The following is a 17,079-nucleotide window of genomic DNA, read 5'->3' on the forward strand; positions in this document are numbered from 1 at the left end:
TTTGGCTGCGGATCACCAATAGGGCGAGACGGGCTCCCCGGCCAGGACTTCGGCGAGGCGGGCGCGGGTCGCCGGGGTGATCCCGTCCGGCAGCGCGGTCAAGGGGAAGAAGGCGGCCTCGGCGATTTCATGGTCGGGCTCGCGGGGCCCGTCATAGCCGAAATGGCGCACGACATAGAGCGCCACATGATCGCGCGGCGAGACGCGGCGATTGAGATAGACGTTGTGCAGCGTCGGCGCGCTCAAGAGATGCACGGCGCCTTCTTCCTGCAATTCGCGGGTCAGCGCCTGCAGCATGGTTTCGCCCCTCTCGACGCCGCCGCCGGGGAGATAGAAGCCCGGCACGTAAGTGTGCCGCACGAGCAGGACGCGATCCTCGGCGTCGAGCACGAGGCCGCGCACGCCGAGCGTCATCGGCCGCTGGAACAGGGCGCCGAAGGTGATGATCCGCGAGACGATCTGCGCCCTGAGAGAGGGGTCGGGGCGCGCTTTTTCCAATGTCGTCTTCGTGTTGGACTCCTGTCGCATGACGCGGAGTATGGCAAATGCCGCGCGAAGGCTCCAGAGCGCTCGGCCGATTGTTCGTCTGAACGTCGTTGCGGCGCCGAGCTATCTCCCGGCGACGGCGGGCGTAAGGCTTCGTCGCTTGCGCTCCCCGCGCCGACGGCTCTAGATCATGCAAAAGAATGCGCCGGTCCTGCACAGCGCGAGGCGCGCCGGGACAGCGCGACAGAAACGAAGGTCGACTGTGAGCTTTCTCCTCGCCCATCTCTCCGACGCCCATATCGGGCCGATCCCGCGTCCCAATCTCGCCGAGCTGCTCGGCAAAAGGGTCACCGGCTATGTGAACTGGCTCTATAAGCGCGCGGCGCAACACGATATGGGCGTGCTGCGCCGGCTCGTGGAGGACATGCGGGCGCAGCGGCCGGATCATGTCGTCATGACCGGCGACATCGTGAATATCGGTCTGCCGGGCGAGATCGCGCTCGCCAGGGACTGGCTCGCGACGCTCGGCGGCGCGCAGGAGGTGAGTTTCACGCCCGGCAATCACGACGCCTATGTCGCCGACGCCACGAAGCTCGTGCACGACGTCTTCGAGCCCTGGACGACCAATGAGAGCGGCGCGGCGGGCTTCCCTTATCTTCGCCGGCGCGAAGGCGTCGCGCTGATCGGGCTCGACTCGGGCGTGCCGACCGCGCCCTTCGTCGCCTCGGGCAAGCTGGGCGAGGCGCAACTCGGCGCGCTCGGCGCGCTTCTGGACCAGAGCCGCGCCGAAGGGCTCGCCCGAATCGTTTTCCTGCATCATCCGCCCCATATCGGCGGCGCGCGCGCGCTTCGCGGCCTCGACGACGCGGCGGCGTTCGAGGCGGTCGTCGCCAGGCATGGCGCCGAGCTCGTTCTGCACGGCCATAATCACAAGCCGAGCGTCGCTTATATCGCCGCGCCGCAGGGGAGGACGCCGGTCGTCGGCGTCGCCTCGGCGTCGGCAAAGCCCGGCGGACATTATCCCGGCGCGGCCTACAACCTCTATGAGATTGAGCGGGCGGGGGACGCGTTGCGGGTTTCCTTGCGTCGGCGGGGCCTGACGGAGGCGGGCGAGGTCGTAGAGGTTGGCGCGGAAGAGAGATTATAGGTTGGGCCGCAGCGGTTCTCATTCATGCGCCGGCTGCGGAACGACGCCGCAGTGCAGGTGGTTGGCATAGGCCGCGAGGGGACGGTTTTTCTGATCGTCTTTCTTGTGCGCACGCCCTCATTTTGGGCATTTGATGTGACTGTATGGCACTAGGCGTAACTAGTAAGTTTATTACACTCATATGGCAGAATCGTTCGTTTGGACGTCTGCCCTTAACGAAATGGAACGCTGACCGGCCGAGATCGTTCTTTGTGTGTTCCTACAGAGGAGAGCGCGATAATGTTTATAAAATGCACTCGCCTAATGAACGGACCCGGTCCGTCTGAGGTTGTGGTTGAAATAAACACGATTAGCGGAAAAGAGGAGATTATCGTCGATGTGGATTCACTCAAAGCAGGGTATTTACATGTATGGCCGATAACAAAGAAAAATGACGAAGAAATACTTGTAGAGCTGCCAAGAGAAGCTGTCTCTGGAAGGTCTAGGGCATGGATCAGTCCTTCTGAAATAAATGATAAAGAGGCTTGCTACGCTTAATGTAAGGAATTCCTAGCAATGATTCTTACCAGATCTTTCTATTGCTGTCACATCGACGGCAATAGATTTGAGTCTGTCTGACAATTTTAGTGAGTGGTCGAGTCTTGGGTCGTCATCACCAATTCATCCGGGTAGCAAGGAATATAGCTACACAAAGATAGCATCTACGTTACAGGCGGGGCGGAAGGGGCCATATACACTCAAGCCTCAAAGCTTCGTGCTTGCGTGGACGGCTGAGAAAGTCGAAATACCGATTACTTCCCGCCTTGCAGCGAGAGTGGAAGGGAAAAGTTCTTTAGCCCGCTTGGGCGTTGGAATTCATGTCACTGCGCCAGTCATTCACTCCGGCTTCAAAGGCAACATCCAGCTTGAAATGTTCAACTTCGGACCGCATCACATTGTGCTTGAGCCTGGAATGTGGGTTTGCCAATTAGTTTTTGAGCTAACCACGGGTACGCCAGAAAAAGGTTATCAGGGTATATTTGCGGGTCAGACGGCTTAGCCCGTTTTTTAGAGAGGTGACAGAGATGCGCTTCGCTAAATAGACGTCTCTTTATGACCCGTGATTTATGAGAAGTACGTCTTGTAGACCCACATCGCGATGATCGCCAGAAGGCCGAAAAAGGCGGCGGACCCCAGAAATTCGATGAAAAACAGAAAGGCCTCGAACACCTTGCCATTGGCGAGGCCGGTTTTCTGGACCGCGTCCGGCGCGGCCGTCTTGCGCACGACGCGCGCCGCGCCGCCGCTGGCGTAATCCACGGCCAGCGCCTTTTCGCGCTCGATCAGGCGATGCGCGATGTAATTGGTCGCGGCGTCGACCGTCTCGTCTATGTCGGCCGTTTCCCGCAGCGTGATGCGGCCGTGGCGCGTGTCCTGCAAAAAGCGATAGGTCCGCCGGTCGCGATCCATCTCCACGAAGCCGATCTGGTCGATGAAGAGGCGCGGCCGCTCGCCTGGCGACACGGCGACGTCGAATATGTCGCAATCGCGCGGGAGCTGCGCGAGCACGGGAGAAAGCGCGTCGGCGAGCATTTCGAGCCGTACGATTTCTGCGGCGCGCAGATCCGCGAGCGCGGCCGAATGTTCGGCGTTCTCGATGCGCGCCTTGCGCAGCGCCGTCGCCAGACTCGCCATGCGCTGGTCGAGCGGCGCCTTGCCTGAAAGGTCGGCGGGCATATCCCGGCCATTTTCGGCGGCGACGATGGAGGAGACTTTGTCGCTCGGGGCGGGGGAGGGTTTTCTCAGCAAGCTCGGGCGGCCAGTATCGGTCTGCGCGGGCAAAGGGTCATCCATGTCGCTCACTCGCTTCGCCCTCGGCGCGCGGGGATTAACGCTTTCTTTACTATAGCGTCTCGGCGCGGATATGCGAAGCGCGACCGCGCGAAGGTCGGGCCGGGAGTCGACTTTTCCCCCGGCCACCAGCTAGGGAATCGGCTAATCTGCCGGTGATTCCGGCCTGTAAAGACAATCGGCGCCGACCAACGGACGCCCGGAGGAACCCCATGGCGACCCACGCCGAATCGGACAATGTCGGCGCGCTGTTCGAGCGCATCCTCTTTGGCTTCGTCTTCGCGGTCGTGGCGGCGCTGGAAGCCTCGGGCGGGTGGGATCATCTGCTGGTCGCGGGCTTTTTCGCCGGCGCCTCGCTCTATCTGCTGCGTCCCTCGAGCGAGGGCGGCCGTCAAGCCGTGAATTTCGCGGTCGATTTCGCCGCCGTGGCCGCTTTCGCGGCGCTGTGCGACCGCTCCGGGCAATTGTGGCGCGCGCCCGATACGCTGGAGCAGCTTTTCCGCCTCTCGCCGACAGGCGCCGGCGCGGCGGCGATCGTTTATATCGCCGGCGTGGTTTCCCTCACCGCGCGCTCGCGCATGCCGCTGCGCCTCGCGCTTTTCCTGCTGCCTTTCCTGTTCAGCCTCATTATCGCGCTCGGCGCGCCGCCGGTCACGCAGATTGGCGGCGCTTTCTTTCCCGGCCTCGACGTTCCGGAGGCCGTCAAGCAGATCGTCGGGCGCACGCTCGTCCTGTTTCTGCTGAATGAAGCCGTGGTCGTCGGCGTGCCGCTGGCGCTGGGGCGCTTCCTGCCGAGACAATGGCGCCCGCACGGCATACTCGCCTTCTCCGCCTTCGTCGCCGTCTTGACGCCCTTCATCGCCTCGTCCGTCACGCTGTTCGTGACGCCTTACGTTCCCGGCCCTGTGGCTGTCGTCGCGGCGATCCTGGCGGCGGCGCTGTCGCAGGCGGGCCTTTGGGGCGAAACCTATCTCGTCACGCAGGCCATCGCCGGCCTCTTGCGCGCGACGCCGTCGCTTTCCGCCGTCGTCTATCATGACTGGAAGTCGGGCGCGGAAAAGGGCGCAGTCTATGGCCTCGTCTATATCGCGATTGTGCAGGTCGTCGGGCTTGTGGTTTTCTTCCCGTCGGCGGTGTGGCTGATTACGATTTCAGGCCCCCTCGGCGGCGCGTTGATCGGCGGCGCCCTCTATCCGCTGGCGCGCGCCATCATGGAGAGCACGGATTCGACGCCGCCCTTTGTCGGGCGTCTCGAGGAAGCCTATCTGCGGCCGGCGAATTATGCGCGGGGCGCCGTCGCGGGCGTCGCCGTGAGCGTCGCGCTGATGATCGACCTGCCGGCGGCGAGCGGGCCGAACCGATTCCTCTTCGGGGCGATCGCGGGCGCGCTCGCTTATGCGGGCGTCGACATGGCGTTCGACTTCTACGAGCTCATGCGCGTGCGTCGCCAGCATTTCCGGAGCTGGCGCGTCTATACGCTCGGCGCCGTGCTCGGCGCCTTCGTCGCGGGCGGCATTTCCTGGTATTTCGACGCCGAACAGCTCGCCACCGTCACGCGCAAATTCTTCGCTTACGTCTCGCTCGACTACGCGGCGGACGGGCGCGGCGTCGCTCCCTATATCGTGCGGCCGCTTTTCTCGAAATGGGGAACGACGGATCTCGGCGTCGTCGATGGCGGCGTGCGGCTTCTTTACGACGAGTCGCTTTCGGGCGTGATCCAATGGGTCTTCGCCGCGCCGCTCTTCTCCATCAATCTCTTCTTTCTGACCGCGCTGGTGAAGCGCAGCCTCCAGCCGCTGCGCCAGCTCGCGAGCTGGGAAGGGCTCGACATGCTCGTCGAGAACGCCGTGCGCGTCCTGCGCTGGGGCTTGTGGATGGCGCCGGTCATCTACTCCTTCCTCAAAGCCTCGCCCGATCCGAGCTGGTACAATCAGGACGGCCTGATCCGCACGGGCGTCGCGACATGGATGAGCTACATCCTGCCGGACAATGAGTTCCGCGCCTGGAGCCTCGACATTTTCACGGCGATCCTCGCCTTCGACGTGCTGCGCGTCCTGATCTGGTTCGATCATATGGGTCTGCGCGTCGCGACGCTGGTGAACCTGTCCTTTGTCGGCGGCGACGTTCTGGACGAGAAGGCCGCGCGCTTCGTGGGCAAGGAGCAGGTGAGCCGCGCGATACCGGAGGGTATCCGCCGTTTCGGCACATGGGCGCCGCTGCTGCTGCCTTTCTACATTCCGCACGGGCCCGATTGGGACAAGGCGTGGACCGCCGCCGAGCAGATGTCGAATTCGCGGCCGCCTTCCTATACCTATCTCGTCGGCGGCTATCTCGCTTATGCGGGCTTCGTCGCGTTGGGCCTCGTCGTCTTCCTGCTCGGACGCCTCGCGCGCGCGCAGAAAATCCCGCTCGAAGGCGTCACCGGCGCCGGCGGCGCGCCGGGCTCGCGGCCGTTGAAGCTGACCAACGGCCTGATGACGAGCGAATGGTTCCAGGACGGGCAGGGCGCCATCCGCATCGAGGGCGTCGCGCGCGGCGGCCCGCCGATCGATCTCACGCGCCGGCCCGACGACCACGCGCATCCGCGCGGACGTTTCCTGTTCCTGCGCGAGGAAGGCGGCGAGCTCTGGTCCGTGGGCGAAGCGCCGACGCGCTGTCCCGGCGCCTGCGCCCAGCTTTCGGAAGCAGGCGAGAATTGTCTGTTCTTCATCGCCGAGCAGAACGGCTTCGCCGTCGAAGCGCGCGTGTCGCTCGCGCCAGACGAGGCGGTCGAGATTCAACATCTCAAGATCGTCAATCTCCAGCCGCGCGCGCGCAAGCTCACGCTGGCGTCGCTGCGCGAATGGGTAATGAACGAAACCAATGTCGAATTGCGCGACGCGGCCTATAACGCGATCCATGTCGGCGTCTGGTATGTGCATTCGCTCAACGCGATCTTCGCGCAGAACCGTCTCTTGAAGGGCGGCGCGCGCCGTCACGCCGACCGGCGCCTCTCGCCGGAAATCGGTTTCCACGCCATCGGCGCGGGGCCGAACACGAAAATGACCGTCGTCGGCTATGAAGACGTCAAATCGCGCTTCTACGGCATGGGTCCGACCAATGCGCCGGACAGTCTTGTCGGTCTCGGCGAAGCGCCGCGCAGCCCCGATGACGAAGGGTTGCTTTATGGCTTCGAACCTTGTGCGAGCCTGCATATCGAACTCGACATTCCGCCGGCGGGGGAGGCCGAGCTGATCATCGTCGACGGCTGGGCGAAGAATATGGGCCTCGCGACGGATTCGGTCGCGCGCCATCTCGGCGTTCCGACTGTCGCGCCGGAGATTCTCGATCGCGCCTTGTCCCGCCGTCGTCATCTTGTCATGCCGCCGGCGCCGCATGAGCATCGCTATCAGTTTTCGGAGGACGGGCGCAGCCTCACGCTGCAGCCCGGCACGCCGCGACCCTTCGCGCATGTCATCGCCAATTCGCTGGGCGCGGGCTGCGTGCTGACCAATGACGGCGACATTTTCTCCTTCTCCAGCAATTCGCGCCTGAACAGCTTCACGCCCTTCCGCATGGGCGAAGGCCGCATGGCGCCGGCCGGGCAGATGATCTACATTTACGATCTCGCCCGCACCGATGCGCATAGCCCGACCTTCGTTCCGCTGCGCCGCCGCGACGCGCGCTATGAAGTGACGTTCACGCCGGGCTCGGCGATCTTCCGCAGCGAACGCGATCATCTCGAATTAGAGATGCGGGTGTTCGTGAGCCCGACGGAGCCCATCGAGTTCCGCCTGCTTAAAATCCGCAACAAGGCGGTGCATGAGCGCCTGCTGCAGATCGTTCCGGCGATGGAGGTGATCCTCGCTGAAACCGCGATCGAGAGCCTCGGCAATGTCCAGTCGGTCATCGACGACGATCTGCATTCGATCTATTTCCGCAACCCGGCGAATAATTTCGTGAAGGGATGGGCCTTCGTCACGACGTCGATCCCCGCGGAATTCGCGGAGACGTCGCGCCGCCGGTTCCTCGGCCATGAGAGCCGCAATCCCTATCTGCCCTATATGGTCGAGCACGGCCATCCGGACGCCGGCGCGCCGGAGCATCAGCGAAAGGTCGCGGCCTTCAGCGGCGCGATCGATGTGCCCGCGGGCGAGGAAGCGGTGGTGGTCGTCGCGCTCGGCCAGACGACGACGATCGACGAAGCGAAACGCCTCGCCAGGCTCGCGCGCGATCCGGCCTATGCAAGACAGCAATGCGAGGCGAGCGCCGAGGCGTGGAACGATCGGCTCTCCGTGCTGCGCATCAAGACCAACCGGCCGGATGTGGATCGGCTCGTCAATGACTGGCTGCCCTATCAATTGCTGGCGTCGCGCCTGTGGGGCCGCACCGGCCCCTCGCAGCGCTCGGGCGCGACCGGCTATCGCGATCAGTTGCAGGACGTCATTCCGCTCATCCATCTCGCGCCGGCGCGCGCCCGCGCGCAGATATTGCTGCATGCGAAGCATCAATATCTTGAAGGCGACGCCTGCAAATGGTGGCATCGCGCGCCCAATGGCGGCACGGGCCTCGCGGACCGCACGCATTCCTCCGACCCGCATCTGTGGTTGCCTTACGTCACGATCCGCTATGTCAAAGGCACGGGCGACTGGGCCATTCTCGACGCGGTGGAGAGCTTCCTCGAAGCCAATCCGGTGCCGAACGATCAGGAAGGCGAGGCGACCGTCCCGCTCAATTCGCGTGACAAGGACACGCTGCTCCGCCACTGCGCGCGCGCGATCGACTACACGCTCGACCGCTTCGGCGCGCATGGCCTGCCGCTGGTCGGCTCGGGCGATTGGGACGACGGCATGCATCTCGTCGGCGTCGAAGGGCGCGGCGAGAGCGTGTGGCTCGGCTTCTTCCTGCACGGCATTCTCGTCGATATCGCGCCGCTCTTCGAGCAGAGAGGCGATGGCGCGCGCGCCGCGCGTTATCTGGAGCGCGCCGAAAAATTGCGCGGGGCGCTCGCCGAATGCTGGCGCGGGGACCGCTATGTGCGCGACTTCGCCGATGACGGCCGCGAGCTGGCGCCGATGAGCGCGATGACGGCGCATTGGCCGACGCTCACCCATGCGGTCGACGCCGCGCGCGGGCGCGAGGCGATCGAGAAGGCGCTCGCCCTGCTCGGCCGCTCGAATCGAATCCTGCTCGTCACGCCGCCCTTTACGGAGCATTCCAATCCCTATCCCGGCCGCAGCGCGGAATATCCGCCCGGCGTGCGCGAGAATGGCGGGCAATATTCGCATGGCGTCTCCTGGTTCGTGGACGCGCTGGCGAAGCTCGGGGCGGAAGCCAAGAGGGACGGCGACGAAAAGGCGGCGCAGGAGCTCTTCGCGCGCGCCTTCGAGAGCTGGATCGCCATCTCGCCGATCTCGAAGCTGCGCACGCCGGCCGAGGCCGATATTTACGGCATGCCGCCGCATCAGCAGCCGGCCGACGTCTATGAAGGCGAAGGCTATGAGGGCCGCGGCGGCTGGGGCTGGTACACGGGCGCCGCTGCGCGCATGATTTCGGCGGCCTACGCCATGCTCGGGCTCGAATTCGAAAATGGCGAATTGCGCCCGCGCGCCGACGCATTCGACGCGAAGGGCGATCTGCGTCTCGAAAGCGTGACCTATAAAGGCAGGACTTTCACGTCTTCCGGCTCGAGTTGAGGCGCCCGTCAGCCCTCGCGCGGCGTCGTCGCGAGAGCGAGCGACTCGTCCTGCAAAGTGAGCTCGGGGGGATAAAACGGATCGTCGACCAGCGCGTGACCCCAGCGCGTGACGAATAGCGTCCGGTCGAGCACTTCCTGCGTGCGAAGCGGGCGCTGCTGGCGCGTCGATCCCTCCTTGTGGAGGAGCGCCGGCGCCGCGGCCGAGACGACGGCGTAGCCCGCCGCGCCGGCGCGCAGGCAGTAATCGACGTCGTTGAACTCGACGACGAAATTTTCATCGAAGCCGCCGAGCTTGTCGAAAACGTCCCGGCGCGTGAGGAGACAGGCGCCCGTGACGGCGGAGACGCGGCGCGTCGTCGTCATCATGTCGTAAGGCCCGGGGTCGTCGGCTCTGCGCCCCGCGCCGGCATGCGCCGTCAGGCCGCGTATGCCGAGCGCGATGCCGGCGTGCTGCACGCTCCCGTCCTCATGGAGAAGCTTGACGCCGGCGACGCCGACGCGCGGATCGATCGCAAGTGCGACGAGCGGCGCCAGCCAGTCGGGATCGTCCGTTTCGACGTCGTTGTTGAGCAGCGCGATGACTTCGCCGCGAGAGGCGCGCACGCCTTCATTGACGAGCCGGGCGAAATTGAAGGGCTCGTCACGGCGCAGGATCGTCACATTGTCGCGTCCGCGCAGGCGATCGAAAAGCGCGAAGGTCTCGGGCTCGATCGAGCCGTTGTCGACGATCACAAGCTCCAGACGCGGCCAGTTTGCGTTTTCAAACAGAGTTTCGACGGCGCGCGCAAGAAGGTCCGCGCGATCGCGCGTCGGTATGACGATGCTGACGAACGGCTCCGCGGATGACGTCGCGACGCCGTCAGCGGCGAAGGATACGATGCGCGACGGGTCGGGCGCCGGCGGAACGGGCTGCGTCTCGCTGCGGAATTTGTCGAGGAAGTGATCGAGCTTTCGGCCCCAATAATAGCGCCACCCGCAGGGTCTGATCCGCACGGAGACTTGCGCCTCCGCCTCTCCGCAATCGATGCGCGCCGACAGCGAAGGGTCCATCATCACTTCGTTGAAATAAGTGACGCGCTTCTGCAGGCGGAAGGGAAAGGCGATGACGCAATCGCCGGCGGCGTCGAAGAAACGAAAGAACGCCACGATCGGACGCTCCGGCGCGTGACGGATCATCTCGATCTGACAGGGTCTTTCGTTGGCCATGGGCTCGCCGGATTGATGCCTCGCCTCTTTATCAGAGGCCGAGCAGCATTTCGCCCATTCTTTGCAGAAAGGTGCGGCGGCGCGGGGGACAGCGTTTCGCGGCGGCGTCGAAAAGGCTGAAATCGGTTGCGACCGTTTCCGATCGCCGCGCCGTCGTGACCACCTGATAGATGTCCGCATGCGGACTGACGGTCAGCGCGGCGCGCACGGCTTTCGGCAGCTTGTTCCAGCTCGCGTGGAATTCCGTGACTTCCGGGCGGCGCAGCACGATGCGCGCATCGGCGATGGTCAGTCCGGCATTCTTGTGCAGCGCCTCGATATTCTTCAGCCCGAAGAAGCGTATATGGGTCTTGTCGAGCAGGCCTTCTTCGCGATAGTCAAAATCGTCCTCGTAAAGGAGGCCCAATATCGCGCCATTGCCGATATAGGGCAGGGAGACGATGATCTCGCCGTCCTCCTTCAAGAGCTTCTTCATCTCGGTGATCGCGGTCCACGGATCATAGAGATGTTCGAGCACGTCGGCGGCGATGATCGCGTCGAATTTCCCTTCGGCGTCCAGTGCGTCCGGCCAGCCCGGCGCGTTCAGATCCAGGGAATAGACGCGCTCGGTGAATCTTTTCAGTTTTTCGACCGATTGCGGATTGATCTCGACGGCGACGACCTCGTTGCGTTTGTCCTTCACGAGGAACTGGGTCTGCATGCCGGCGCCGGCGCCGAGCTCCAATATTTTCTTGCCCGCGCCAGCGAGCTCCACGACATAGGCAAGCGCATTGTCGCCGTTGAGATCGATCTGATATTCGTAATCGTGCAGGACGCCGAGATCGGGCGCCTGCGTGCTCTGCTGCTCATTCATCGCGCTTTTGCTTTCGGGAGGGCTGGAGCCGGAGAATAATCCGCCGCTCGCAGAGGCGGCAAGATGCGCGGAATGCGCCGAACGGAAAGGTTTAGGCGGCGCATGTCAAAAGCAAATTCTTCAGTTCAAGGCTTTGTTCTCAAGTCTATGTCAGCGTTATGCAGTATTGCTGCGCTTCCATTTTTTCGCCAAGGCTCATGTGCATCAATTGATGAGAGTGATTTGCAGCAAGAACTCGACGGTGAGCCGGATATGCTTCTCGAGAGAACGGAAGAGCTGGAGATTGCGGCTTATCTCAATGCCCTGACCCGGCTGGAGCGCGCCGATGAAGCCGGCGCTTCTCACGCGCGCCGCCAATTGACGCGCCTGCAAAAGCTTATCCGCCTGCGCGCGATGGAGCTTTACTGGACGGTCTCCCGTTTCCTGCGCCAGAGCGAAGCGTTTCTGTTCCCGGGCTATGTCGAGCGCCGTAATCGCGTCCCCGCCTGGAAGAAAATCGATCAGCCGACGCTCGCGCCAGAGGCGGCGCTGGCCGCGCGGCCGCGCTTGCTTCTCGACATGACGAGCACGCTGCGCTCCGGGAAGAATACCGGCATTCAACGCGTGGTGCGCGAGATCGCGCGCAACGGATGGCTGATAGGCGCGGGCCTGCCCGTCGCAATCCATAACGGCCGGCTCTTCACTTATTACAGTCATCCGGACATTCCGGAGATTGTCGAGATCGAGCAGGGCGACATTTTCCTGATGCTCGACGCCAGTTGGAACCATACGGAAGAATATCTGCCGATCCTGGACAGGGTGAAGGCCAAGGGCGGGAAGAACATCGTCTGTCTCTACGACATTCTTCCCTTGATCCATCCCGCCGCCTTCCCGCCGGCGCTGACGCAGCGCTTCGTGGGATGGCTCTCGCAGATCGTCCTGAAAAGCGACGGCGTCGTCGCCGATTCGCGCGCCGCCGCCGAAAGTCTTCGCGACTATCTCTCCGCCAATAATCTGACCAAGCCCGGCGTGCCGCTCGGCTGGTGGCGGCTCGGCGCGGATTTCTCGGGCGCCGCTTCGGGCGACGTCTCCGAGCGCGCGCAAGAGATTGTGAAGGGGCGGCCCTATTTTCTCGGCGTCGGCACGGTGGAGCCGCGCAAGGGCTATCCCGTCGCGCTCGATGCGTTGGAAAAGCTGTGGGATGCGGGCGTCGACGCGTCCTACGTCGTCGTTGGCGGCAAAGGCTGGGGCATGCGGCAATTCGAGCGGCGCCTCAAGCACCATCCGGAATTCGGCAAGCGACTCTTCTGGCTCGATCGCGCGAGCGACGCCGATCTCGCTTTCCTTTACCGAAATGCGCGCGCGCTGGCGCTCGCTTCCGTCGCGGAGGGCTTCGGTCTGCCGATCGTCGAGGCGGCGAATTACGGCGCGCCGGTCATTGCGACGGATATCGCGGTGTTTCGCGAAGTCGCAGGGGACAGCGCGCGCTATTTCGATCTGCTCGACAGCGACAGCCTCGCCGAGCGGATGCGCGAAGCGCTTGCCGAGAAGCCCGCCGCCCCCGTCGTCGCGCCGACAAGCTGGCGCGAATCCGCGACGCAACTATTGGGCATTGCGCGCGACGGCGGCTTTCAAACGCGGCTCGACTGAGCGCATAGCGCGCTCAGAACGGATGATACTGATAGAGCCAGCTCTCCGAGAGGATCGTGTCGCCGTTCTTCAGATAGAGGCGCATTTCGACGGGGTCGTTCCCCTCGACTGTCAGATCGAATTGCGCGCGCCAATGGCCGGGCACGCCGTCGAAGACCGCTTCCGTATAGACGTAGGAGAAGGACCCACGCGACGCCCAGAGGACGGGCTCGGGCTTCACGCCGAAAGGCAGCTTCGCCAGCGGGTCGCCAAGGAACTCCACCATGAATTTGCGCACGCCCTTCGGGCGCGGCTTGCCGGGCTGGCCGCCATTGCCGAGCCGCGTCCCGACGCAGCGCGCGAGATTGGTCGGATAAGGCTCGTCCGCGAGCCAATGCAGGCGGTAGGAGAATTCGAACTCGGCGCCCGGAACGGCGTTCTTTTCCGGAACCCAGACGCAGACGACATTGTCGTGGATTTCGTCGTCGGTCGGGATTTCGATGAGCTGGATCGTTCCCTTGCCCCAGTCGCCCTTGGGCTCGACCCAGACGCTCGGACGCCGGTCGTAGAAGACGTTGTCGAGATAGTGGTCGTAAACGCGATCGCGCTGCATCAGGCCGAAGCCCTTGGGATTATTGTCCCCGAAGGCTGAGGCCATGACGCGGTCGGGATTGTTGAGCGGGCGCCACAGGCGCTCGCCGGTTCCCGTCCACATGGAGAGGCCGTCGGAATCGTGAACTTCCGGACGCCAGTCGACGGCGGTCGGCTTTTTCGTCTCGGAGAACCAATACATCGAGGTGAGCGGCGCAACGCCGAAACGCGTGAAGGAGCCCCGCAGATAGAGCGCGCAGTCAATGTCCATCACCACGCCCTTGCCGCGCGTCATCAGGAACTTATAGGCGCCGGTGATGGAGGGGCCTTCGAGCAGCGCGTGGAGCACGACGCCGTCTTCGGTTTCAGGACCGACATAGATCTGCGTGAAATCGGGGAACTCTTCATTCGAGCCCATCTGCCAGGTGTCGAGCGCGACGCCGCGCGCGGACAGGCCGTATTGGCGCAATTCGCCGATGGCGCGGAAATAGGAGGCGCCGAGAAAGGCGACCCAGTCGTTCTTCTTCCAGTCGAGCGAACCGTCCTTGGATTCCTGAATGCGGAACCCGGCGAAACCCGCGCCCGCCGGCAGCTTCCGGGCGATCGAGTCCTCCGGCATGTTGAAATAGCTGGTGTCGTAAATGATCTCGCGGGCGTCGCCATTCTCGACGGCGAAAACGCGGATCGCCTTTTTGAAAAACATGCCGAGATGGAAGAACTCGACCGGGAAGCGCTCCCCGGTGTCGGCGTAGAGCGCATGGTCGGTGTTGTAGGTGATCTGCCCCCATTTTTCATAGTCGATCTGCGACGTGATTTCGGGAGCGGGGACGTTCGGCGCGCGATAGGGCTCCTTGACGAGCCGCTTCGCCTCCTGCTTCAGCGCCTCGAAAGAAAAGGGCTGGGGGGCGGCGAGCTTGACGTTGGAAATGCGCGTCGCCGCGGCGTTGGCCGGCCGCGCGCCGACGGCGCCGAGGGCGCTCGTCGCCGCAGCGGTCTTGAGAAAGGAACGGCGGTCCTGCTTATCGATCATTCCGAAATTCCTGTGGCGAAGATTCCGGCTATGAAGGCGCAATGCGGCGCCCTCGGGGCGAAGGTGCTGAACGGCGAGGGTGAAGCGCAAGCCTGAACGGACTGTTAGCGCGTTTCTCGCGCGGGAGGCTGGCGTGCTTTAGCCGCGGATCGGCTCGTTCCGAACCGCTGTTTTCATGAAGAAATAGAGGCCGATAAAACCCAGGAGCGAGAAAAGCGCTTCGAGCGCGTGGCTGATCATGGGATCGAGCTGAAAGAGGCCCCCCAGCGCCCAGCCGGCGGCCCAGGAGGCGCCGACAAGCTCCGTTCCGACGAGGATCGCGACCGCGACCAGCGTGGAAAGATGCAGGAAGTTGATCGGCTTCTGGCTCATGGCGCACTCTCGAGGGGTCGCTCGGGGACGCGGTCGGCCCGCGCATCGGCTCGGGTCCTGCTATCGCAATGGGCGCCGCATGGCAAGGGCGGGGCGCGAGGGGCTCTCACCCTTCTTCTCGAGGAAAGGGTGAGCGCTCGCTCACTGCGTCAGCCGCGCCGACTGCACCGCCTGGCGGAACATGTCCTGCATCGCATTGGCGATGTCCTGCGGCGTGTCCGCCTTGTGGTAGAAGCCCGGCGAGGCGCAGGCCTGCATCGCGGCGTCGAGATTGGGAACGGCGTCGTTGACTTTATACGCTTCCGAACTGGCGTAATTGGTCGGGTGCGGGAAGGCCGGATAGGGGATCTGCAGGACTGAGATCGTCACGCCCCGCGCCTTCAGCGCGGCGCATTTCGCCGCGTCCATGGCGCGGATGGAGACGGTCTCGCCGGGCTGCGTCGGATAGGCGGTCACGCCCGGCCAGGCGCCCGTGGCGCTGACATACCACTGGCTGTCCTCCATGCCGTCCGACACGAAGAAGACGAAAGGCTGGCCCTTGCTCGCGCCGGAGCCGTCGCCCACCGTCGTGATCTTCGCGCTGATCTCGTCAAAGACGGAGTGGATATGCGAGCCGCCGGCGCCCAAAGTCGCCGTGTCGGCCGGGATCTTCGGATTGGCCTTGTAATTGACGTTGAGGCTGCGGGCAAAAACCTTGTCGTCGCCGCCGTCCAGCAGCTTGCCGAAATCGGTCATCTGCGTCGCCGGATTGTAGTTGATCGCGGTCGCCACGGAATATTGGTCGCCCATCAGATCGTCGGTGAGATCGACGAAGGAATTGACGTGGGTGACGAAGGGATAGACGCCCATGCGGAACTGCTTGGGCAGCGTCGCGGTATCGTTCGCGGTCTTCATGAGCTGCGCGATGGCTGCGCCGACGGCGTCGACGCGAAGCTGGATGTTATGCGCGCGCGCATAATTAAAGCTGTTTTTTCCAGGAAAGTGGCAGGCGAACATGCAGCCGTCGCCATTGTCCTGTTTGCCATCCGGGCTCGCCGCGGCGAGCTGGTTCTGGCCGGCGATCGTCGAGGGCAGGCCCATCGAGGCGGAGACGTCGACCAGCATGTAGAAGTCGAGAAACTTCGCCATGGTGAGCTGCGCGCCCGCGCCGCCACTGTAATTCATCAGCTTGATGCCGGCGATCTTGCCGAAATTGGAGGGCATCGCGGCGTTATAGGCGACTGTCGCCGTCACGTTCTGGCCGTTGATCCTGACGTCGAAGGTCGGCTTGCCGAGGAGGTCCGAGGCGCGCTTGCCGGCCTGAGCGTAGAAGGATTTTTCCGCCTGGGCGCGGGCGTCGGCCCTCGCCTGCGGCTGCGGGTTGGGATTGGTCGCCGAGAGCGTCGCGATCGTGTTCTGCGCGGTTTTGATCGCGGTGAGGGCGGCCGCGTCGGCGGAAGCGTCCATGCGCGCCTTGGCGCTTTGCAGGATGGCGTAATCCGCCGCGAGGCCCGAGGCCAAAACCAGCGGGATGATGGAGAGACCCATCACGATGGCGACGCCGCCCTTCTCGTCGCGGGCGAAACGCGCGGCCTTTTCTTTCGGGGAATGCGGGGTCGTGGAGATGTGACGCATGTTACGCTCTCAAGCACAGGTCGTGACGAAGGAATCGCCGCCGGCGATCGAATAGGGAAGCTTGTCCACGTAGCGCGGCTGCAGATAGCTTGAGCGCTTGATCGTGAGCGGACCGAAGATCTCCGCCGCGAAGAGCGGCTGATAGGCGAAGGTGAGATCGACGACGATCACCGAATTCGGGCCGAAGACGTCGGTCGGCAGCGTTGTTTTGCTGGGGGGCGTATTGTCGGGAACGGCGGTCAACGCGGCGCCGCAAGGCCGGCGATCGGAGCCCCCGCTCCAGGAGAGCTTCGCCTGATAGGTGCAGTTCGCGATGCAGCCCGGCATGGTCGGTGCGAAGCCGACCGAGCTCATGCCGACTTTGATCATATTGTCCCAGCTCTTTCCGAGCCGCGCGCCGTCCTGCAAGGCGCGTGGAAACAGGACCATCGCGGAGTCCTGCGCATATTTCATGTCGACGGGCTCGACCTTCTGCGATTGCGACAGCATTTGCGCGATGGCGTTCGCCGTCACTTCGAGCTGTCGGGTCGCCCAGGCGTAGCGGTCGAGCTCGACGAAGCCGAGCAGCATGAGGACGAGGAGGGGAAGGGCGAGGCCGAATTCGACGGCCGCGAAGCCCTGATTTTCGCGAAGAAGGTTCTTCCTCATTGAAGCGTTCCTTGCGG

Annotated in this window: 13 protein-coding genes; 5 read left to right on the forward strand and 8 right to left on the reverse strand. The window is 63.8% G+C overall.

The window, feature by feature from the left end:
- Window positions 1-12 precede the first annotated feature (12 nt).
- On the reverse strand, window positions 13-528 hold the full coding sequence (locus tag MMG94_RS00950; RefSeq protein WP_016921504.1) for an NUDIX domain-containing protein: 516 nt from the start codon (window positions 526-528) through the stop codon (window positions 13-15).
- A 220-nt stretch (window positions 529-748) separates the two neighbouring features.
- On the opposite strand from MMG94_RS00950, the gene MMG94_RS00955 reads away from it, so the two are divergent.
- From MMG94_RS00955 to dcd, 3 genes are all read left to right on the forward strand, one after another.
- Window positions 749-1,633: a metallophosphoesterase family protein gene (locus tag MMG94_RS00955; RefSeq protein WP_020372479.1), complete on the forward strand. Its 885-nt coding sequence runs from the start codon at window positions 749-751 to the stop codon at window positions 1,631-1,633.
- A gap of 303 nt (window positions 1,634-1,936) precedes the next feature.
- On the forward strand, window positions 1,937-2,170 hold the full coding sequence (locus MMG94_RS00960; RefSeq protein ID WP_154420113.1) for a hypothetical protein: 234 nt from the start codon (window positions 1,937-1,939) through the stop codon (window positions 2,168-2,170).
- Window positions 2,171-2,237: 67 nt separating this feature from the next.
- Window positions 2,238-2,672 carry a dCTP deaminase gene (gene dcd / locus MMG94_RS00965; RefSeq protein WP_244415495.1) on the forward strand — a complete coding sequence of 145 codons (435 nt, stop codon included), beginning with the start codon at window positions 2,238-2,240 and terminating at the stop codon, window positions 2,670-2,672.
- A 65-nt stretch (window positions 2,673-2,737) separates the two neighbouring features.
- Here the strand turns inward: dcd and MMG94_RS00970 are convergent, their stop codons facing one another.
- Window positions 2,738-3,466 (reverse strand): hypothetical protein, encoded by a 729-nt coding sequence (locus MMG94_RS00970; RefSeq protein ID WP_016921506.1) that lies wholly within the window; start codon window positions 3,464-3,466, stop codon window positions 2,738-2,740.
- A gap of 209 nt (window positions 3,467-3,675) precedes the next feature.
- Here MMG94_RS00970 and MMG94_RS00975 point away from each other — a divergent pair, with 209 nt between their 5' ends.
- Window positions 3,676-9,138 (forward strand): GH36-type glycosyl hydrolase domain-containing protein, encoded by a 5,463-nt coding sequence (locus MMG94_RS00975; protein WP_016921507.1) that lies wholly within the window; start codon window positions 3,676-3,678, stop codon window positions 9,136-9,138.
- Window positions 9,139-9,146: 8 nt separating this feature from the next.
- Here MMG94_RS00975 and MMG94_RS00980 read toward each other — a convergent pair whose 3' ends face one another.
- Complete coding sequence (locus MMG94_RS00980; RefSeq protein ID WP_051001164.1) at window positions 9,147-10,346, reverse strand: glycosyltransferase family 2 protein; 1,200 nt, start codon at window positions 10,344-10,346, stop codon at window positions 9,147-9,149.
- A gap of 31 nt (window positions 10,347-10,377) precedes the next feature.
- Window positions 10,378-11,199, reverse strand: a complete 822-nt coding sequence (locus MMG94_RS00985) for a class I SAM-dependent methyltransferase (protein ID WP_016921508.1) — start codon at window positions 11,197-11,199, stop codon at window positions 10,378-10,380.
- Window positions 11,200-11,451: 252 nt separating this feature from the next.
- On the opposite strand from MMG94_RS00985, the gene MMG94_RS00990 reads away from it, so the two are divergent.
- Complete coding sequence (locus MMG94_RS00990) at window positions 11,452-12,828, forward strand: glycosyltransferase family 4 protein (protein WP_040579507.1); 1,377 nt, start codon at window positions 11,452-11,454, stop codon at window positions 12,826-12,828.
- 13 nt (window positions 12,829-12,841) lie between these two features.
- Here the strand turns inward: MMG94_RS00990 and MMG94_RS00995 are convergent, their stop codons facing one another.
- From MMG94_RS00995 to MMG94_RS01010, 4 genes are all read right to left on the reverse strand, one after another.
- Window positions 12,842-14,428 carry an OpgD/OpgG family glucan biosynthesis protein gene (locus tag MMG94_RS00995; RefSeq protein ID WP_016921510.1) on the reverse strand — a complete coding sequence of 529 codons (1,587 nt, stop codon included), beginning with the start codon at window positions 14,426-14,428 and terminating at the stop codon, window positions 12,842-12,844.
- Between the two features lie 138 nt (window positions 14,429-14,566).
- Window positions 14,567-14,800 (reverse strand): hypothetical protein, encoded by a 234-nt coding sequence (locus tag MMG94_RS01000; protein ID WP_016921511.1) that lies wholly within the window; start codon window positions 14,798-14,800, stop codon window positions 14,567-14,569.
- A 141-nt stretch (window positions 14,801-14,941) separates the two neighbouring features.
- Window positions 14,942-16,414 carry a pilus assembly protein TadG-related protein gene (locus MMG94_RS01005; protein WP_016921512.1) on the reverse strand — a complete coding sequence of 491 codons (1,473 nt, stop codon included), beginning with the start codon at window positions 16,412-16,414 and terminating at the stop codon, window positions 14,942-14,944.
- A 9-nt stretch (window positions 16,415-16,423) separates the two neighbouring features.
- Complete coding sequence (locus MMG94_RS01010) at window positions 16,424-17,062, reverse strand: TadE/TadG family type IV pilus assembly protein (RefSeq protein WP_016921513.1); 639 nt, start codon at window positions 17,060-17,062, stop codon at window positions 16,424-16,426.
- Window positions 17,063-17,079: the final 17 nt, after the last annotated feature.

Source organism: Methylocystis parvus OBBP (assembly GCF_027571405.1).
Lineage (GTDB): Bacteria > Pseudomonadota > Alphaproteobacteria > Rhizobiales > Beijerinckiaceae > Methylocystis > Methylocystis parva.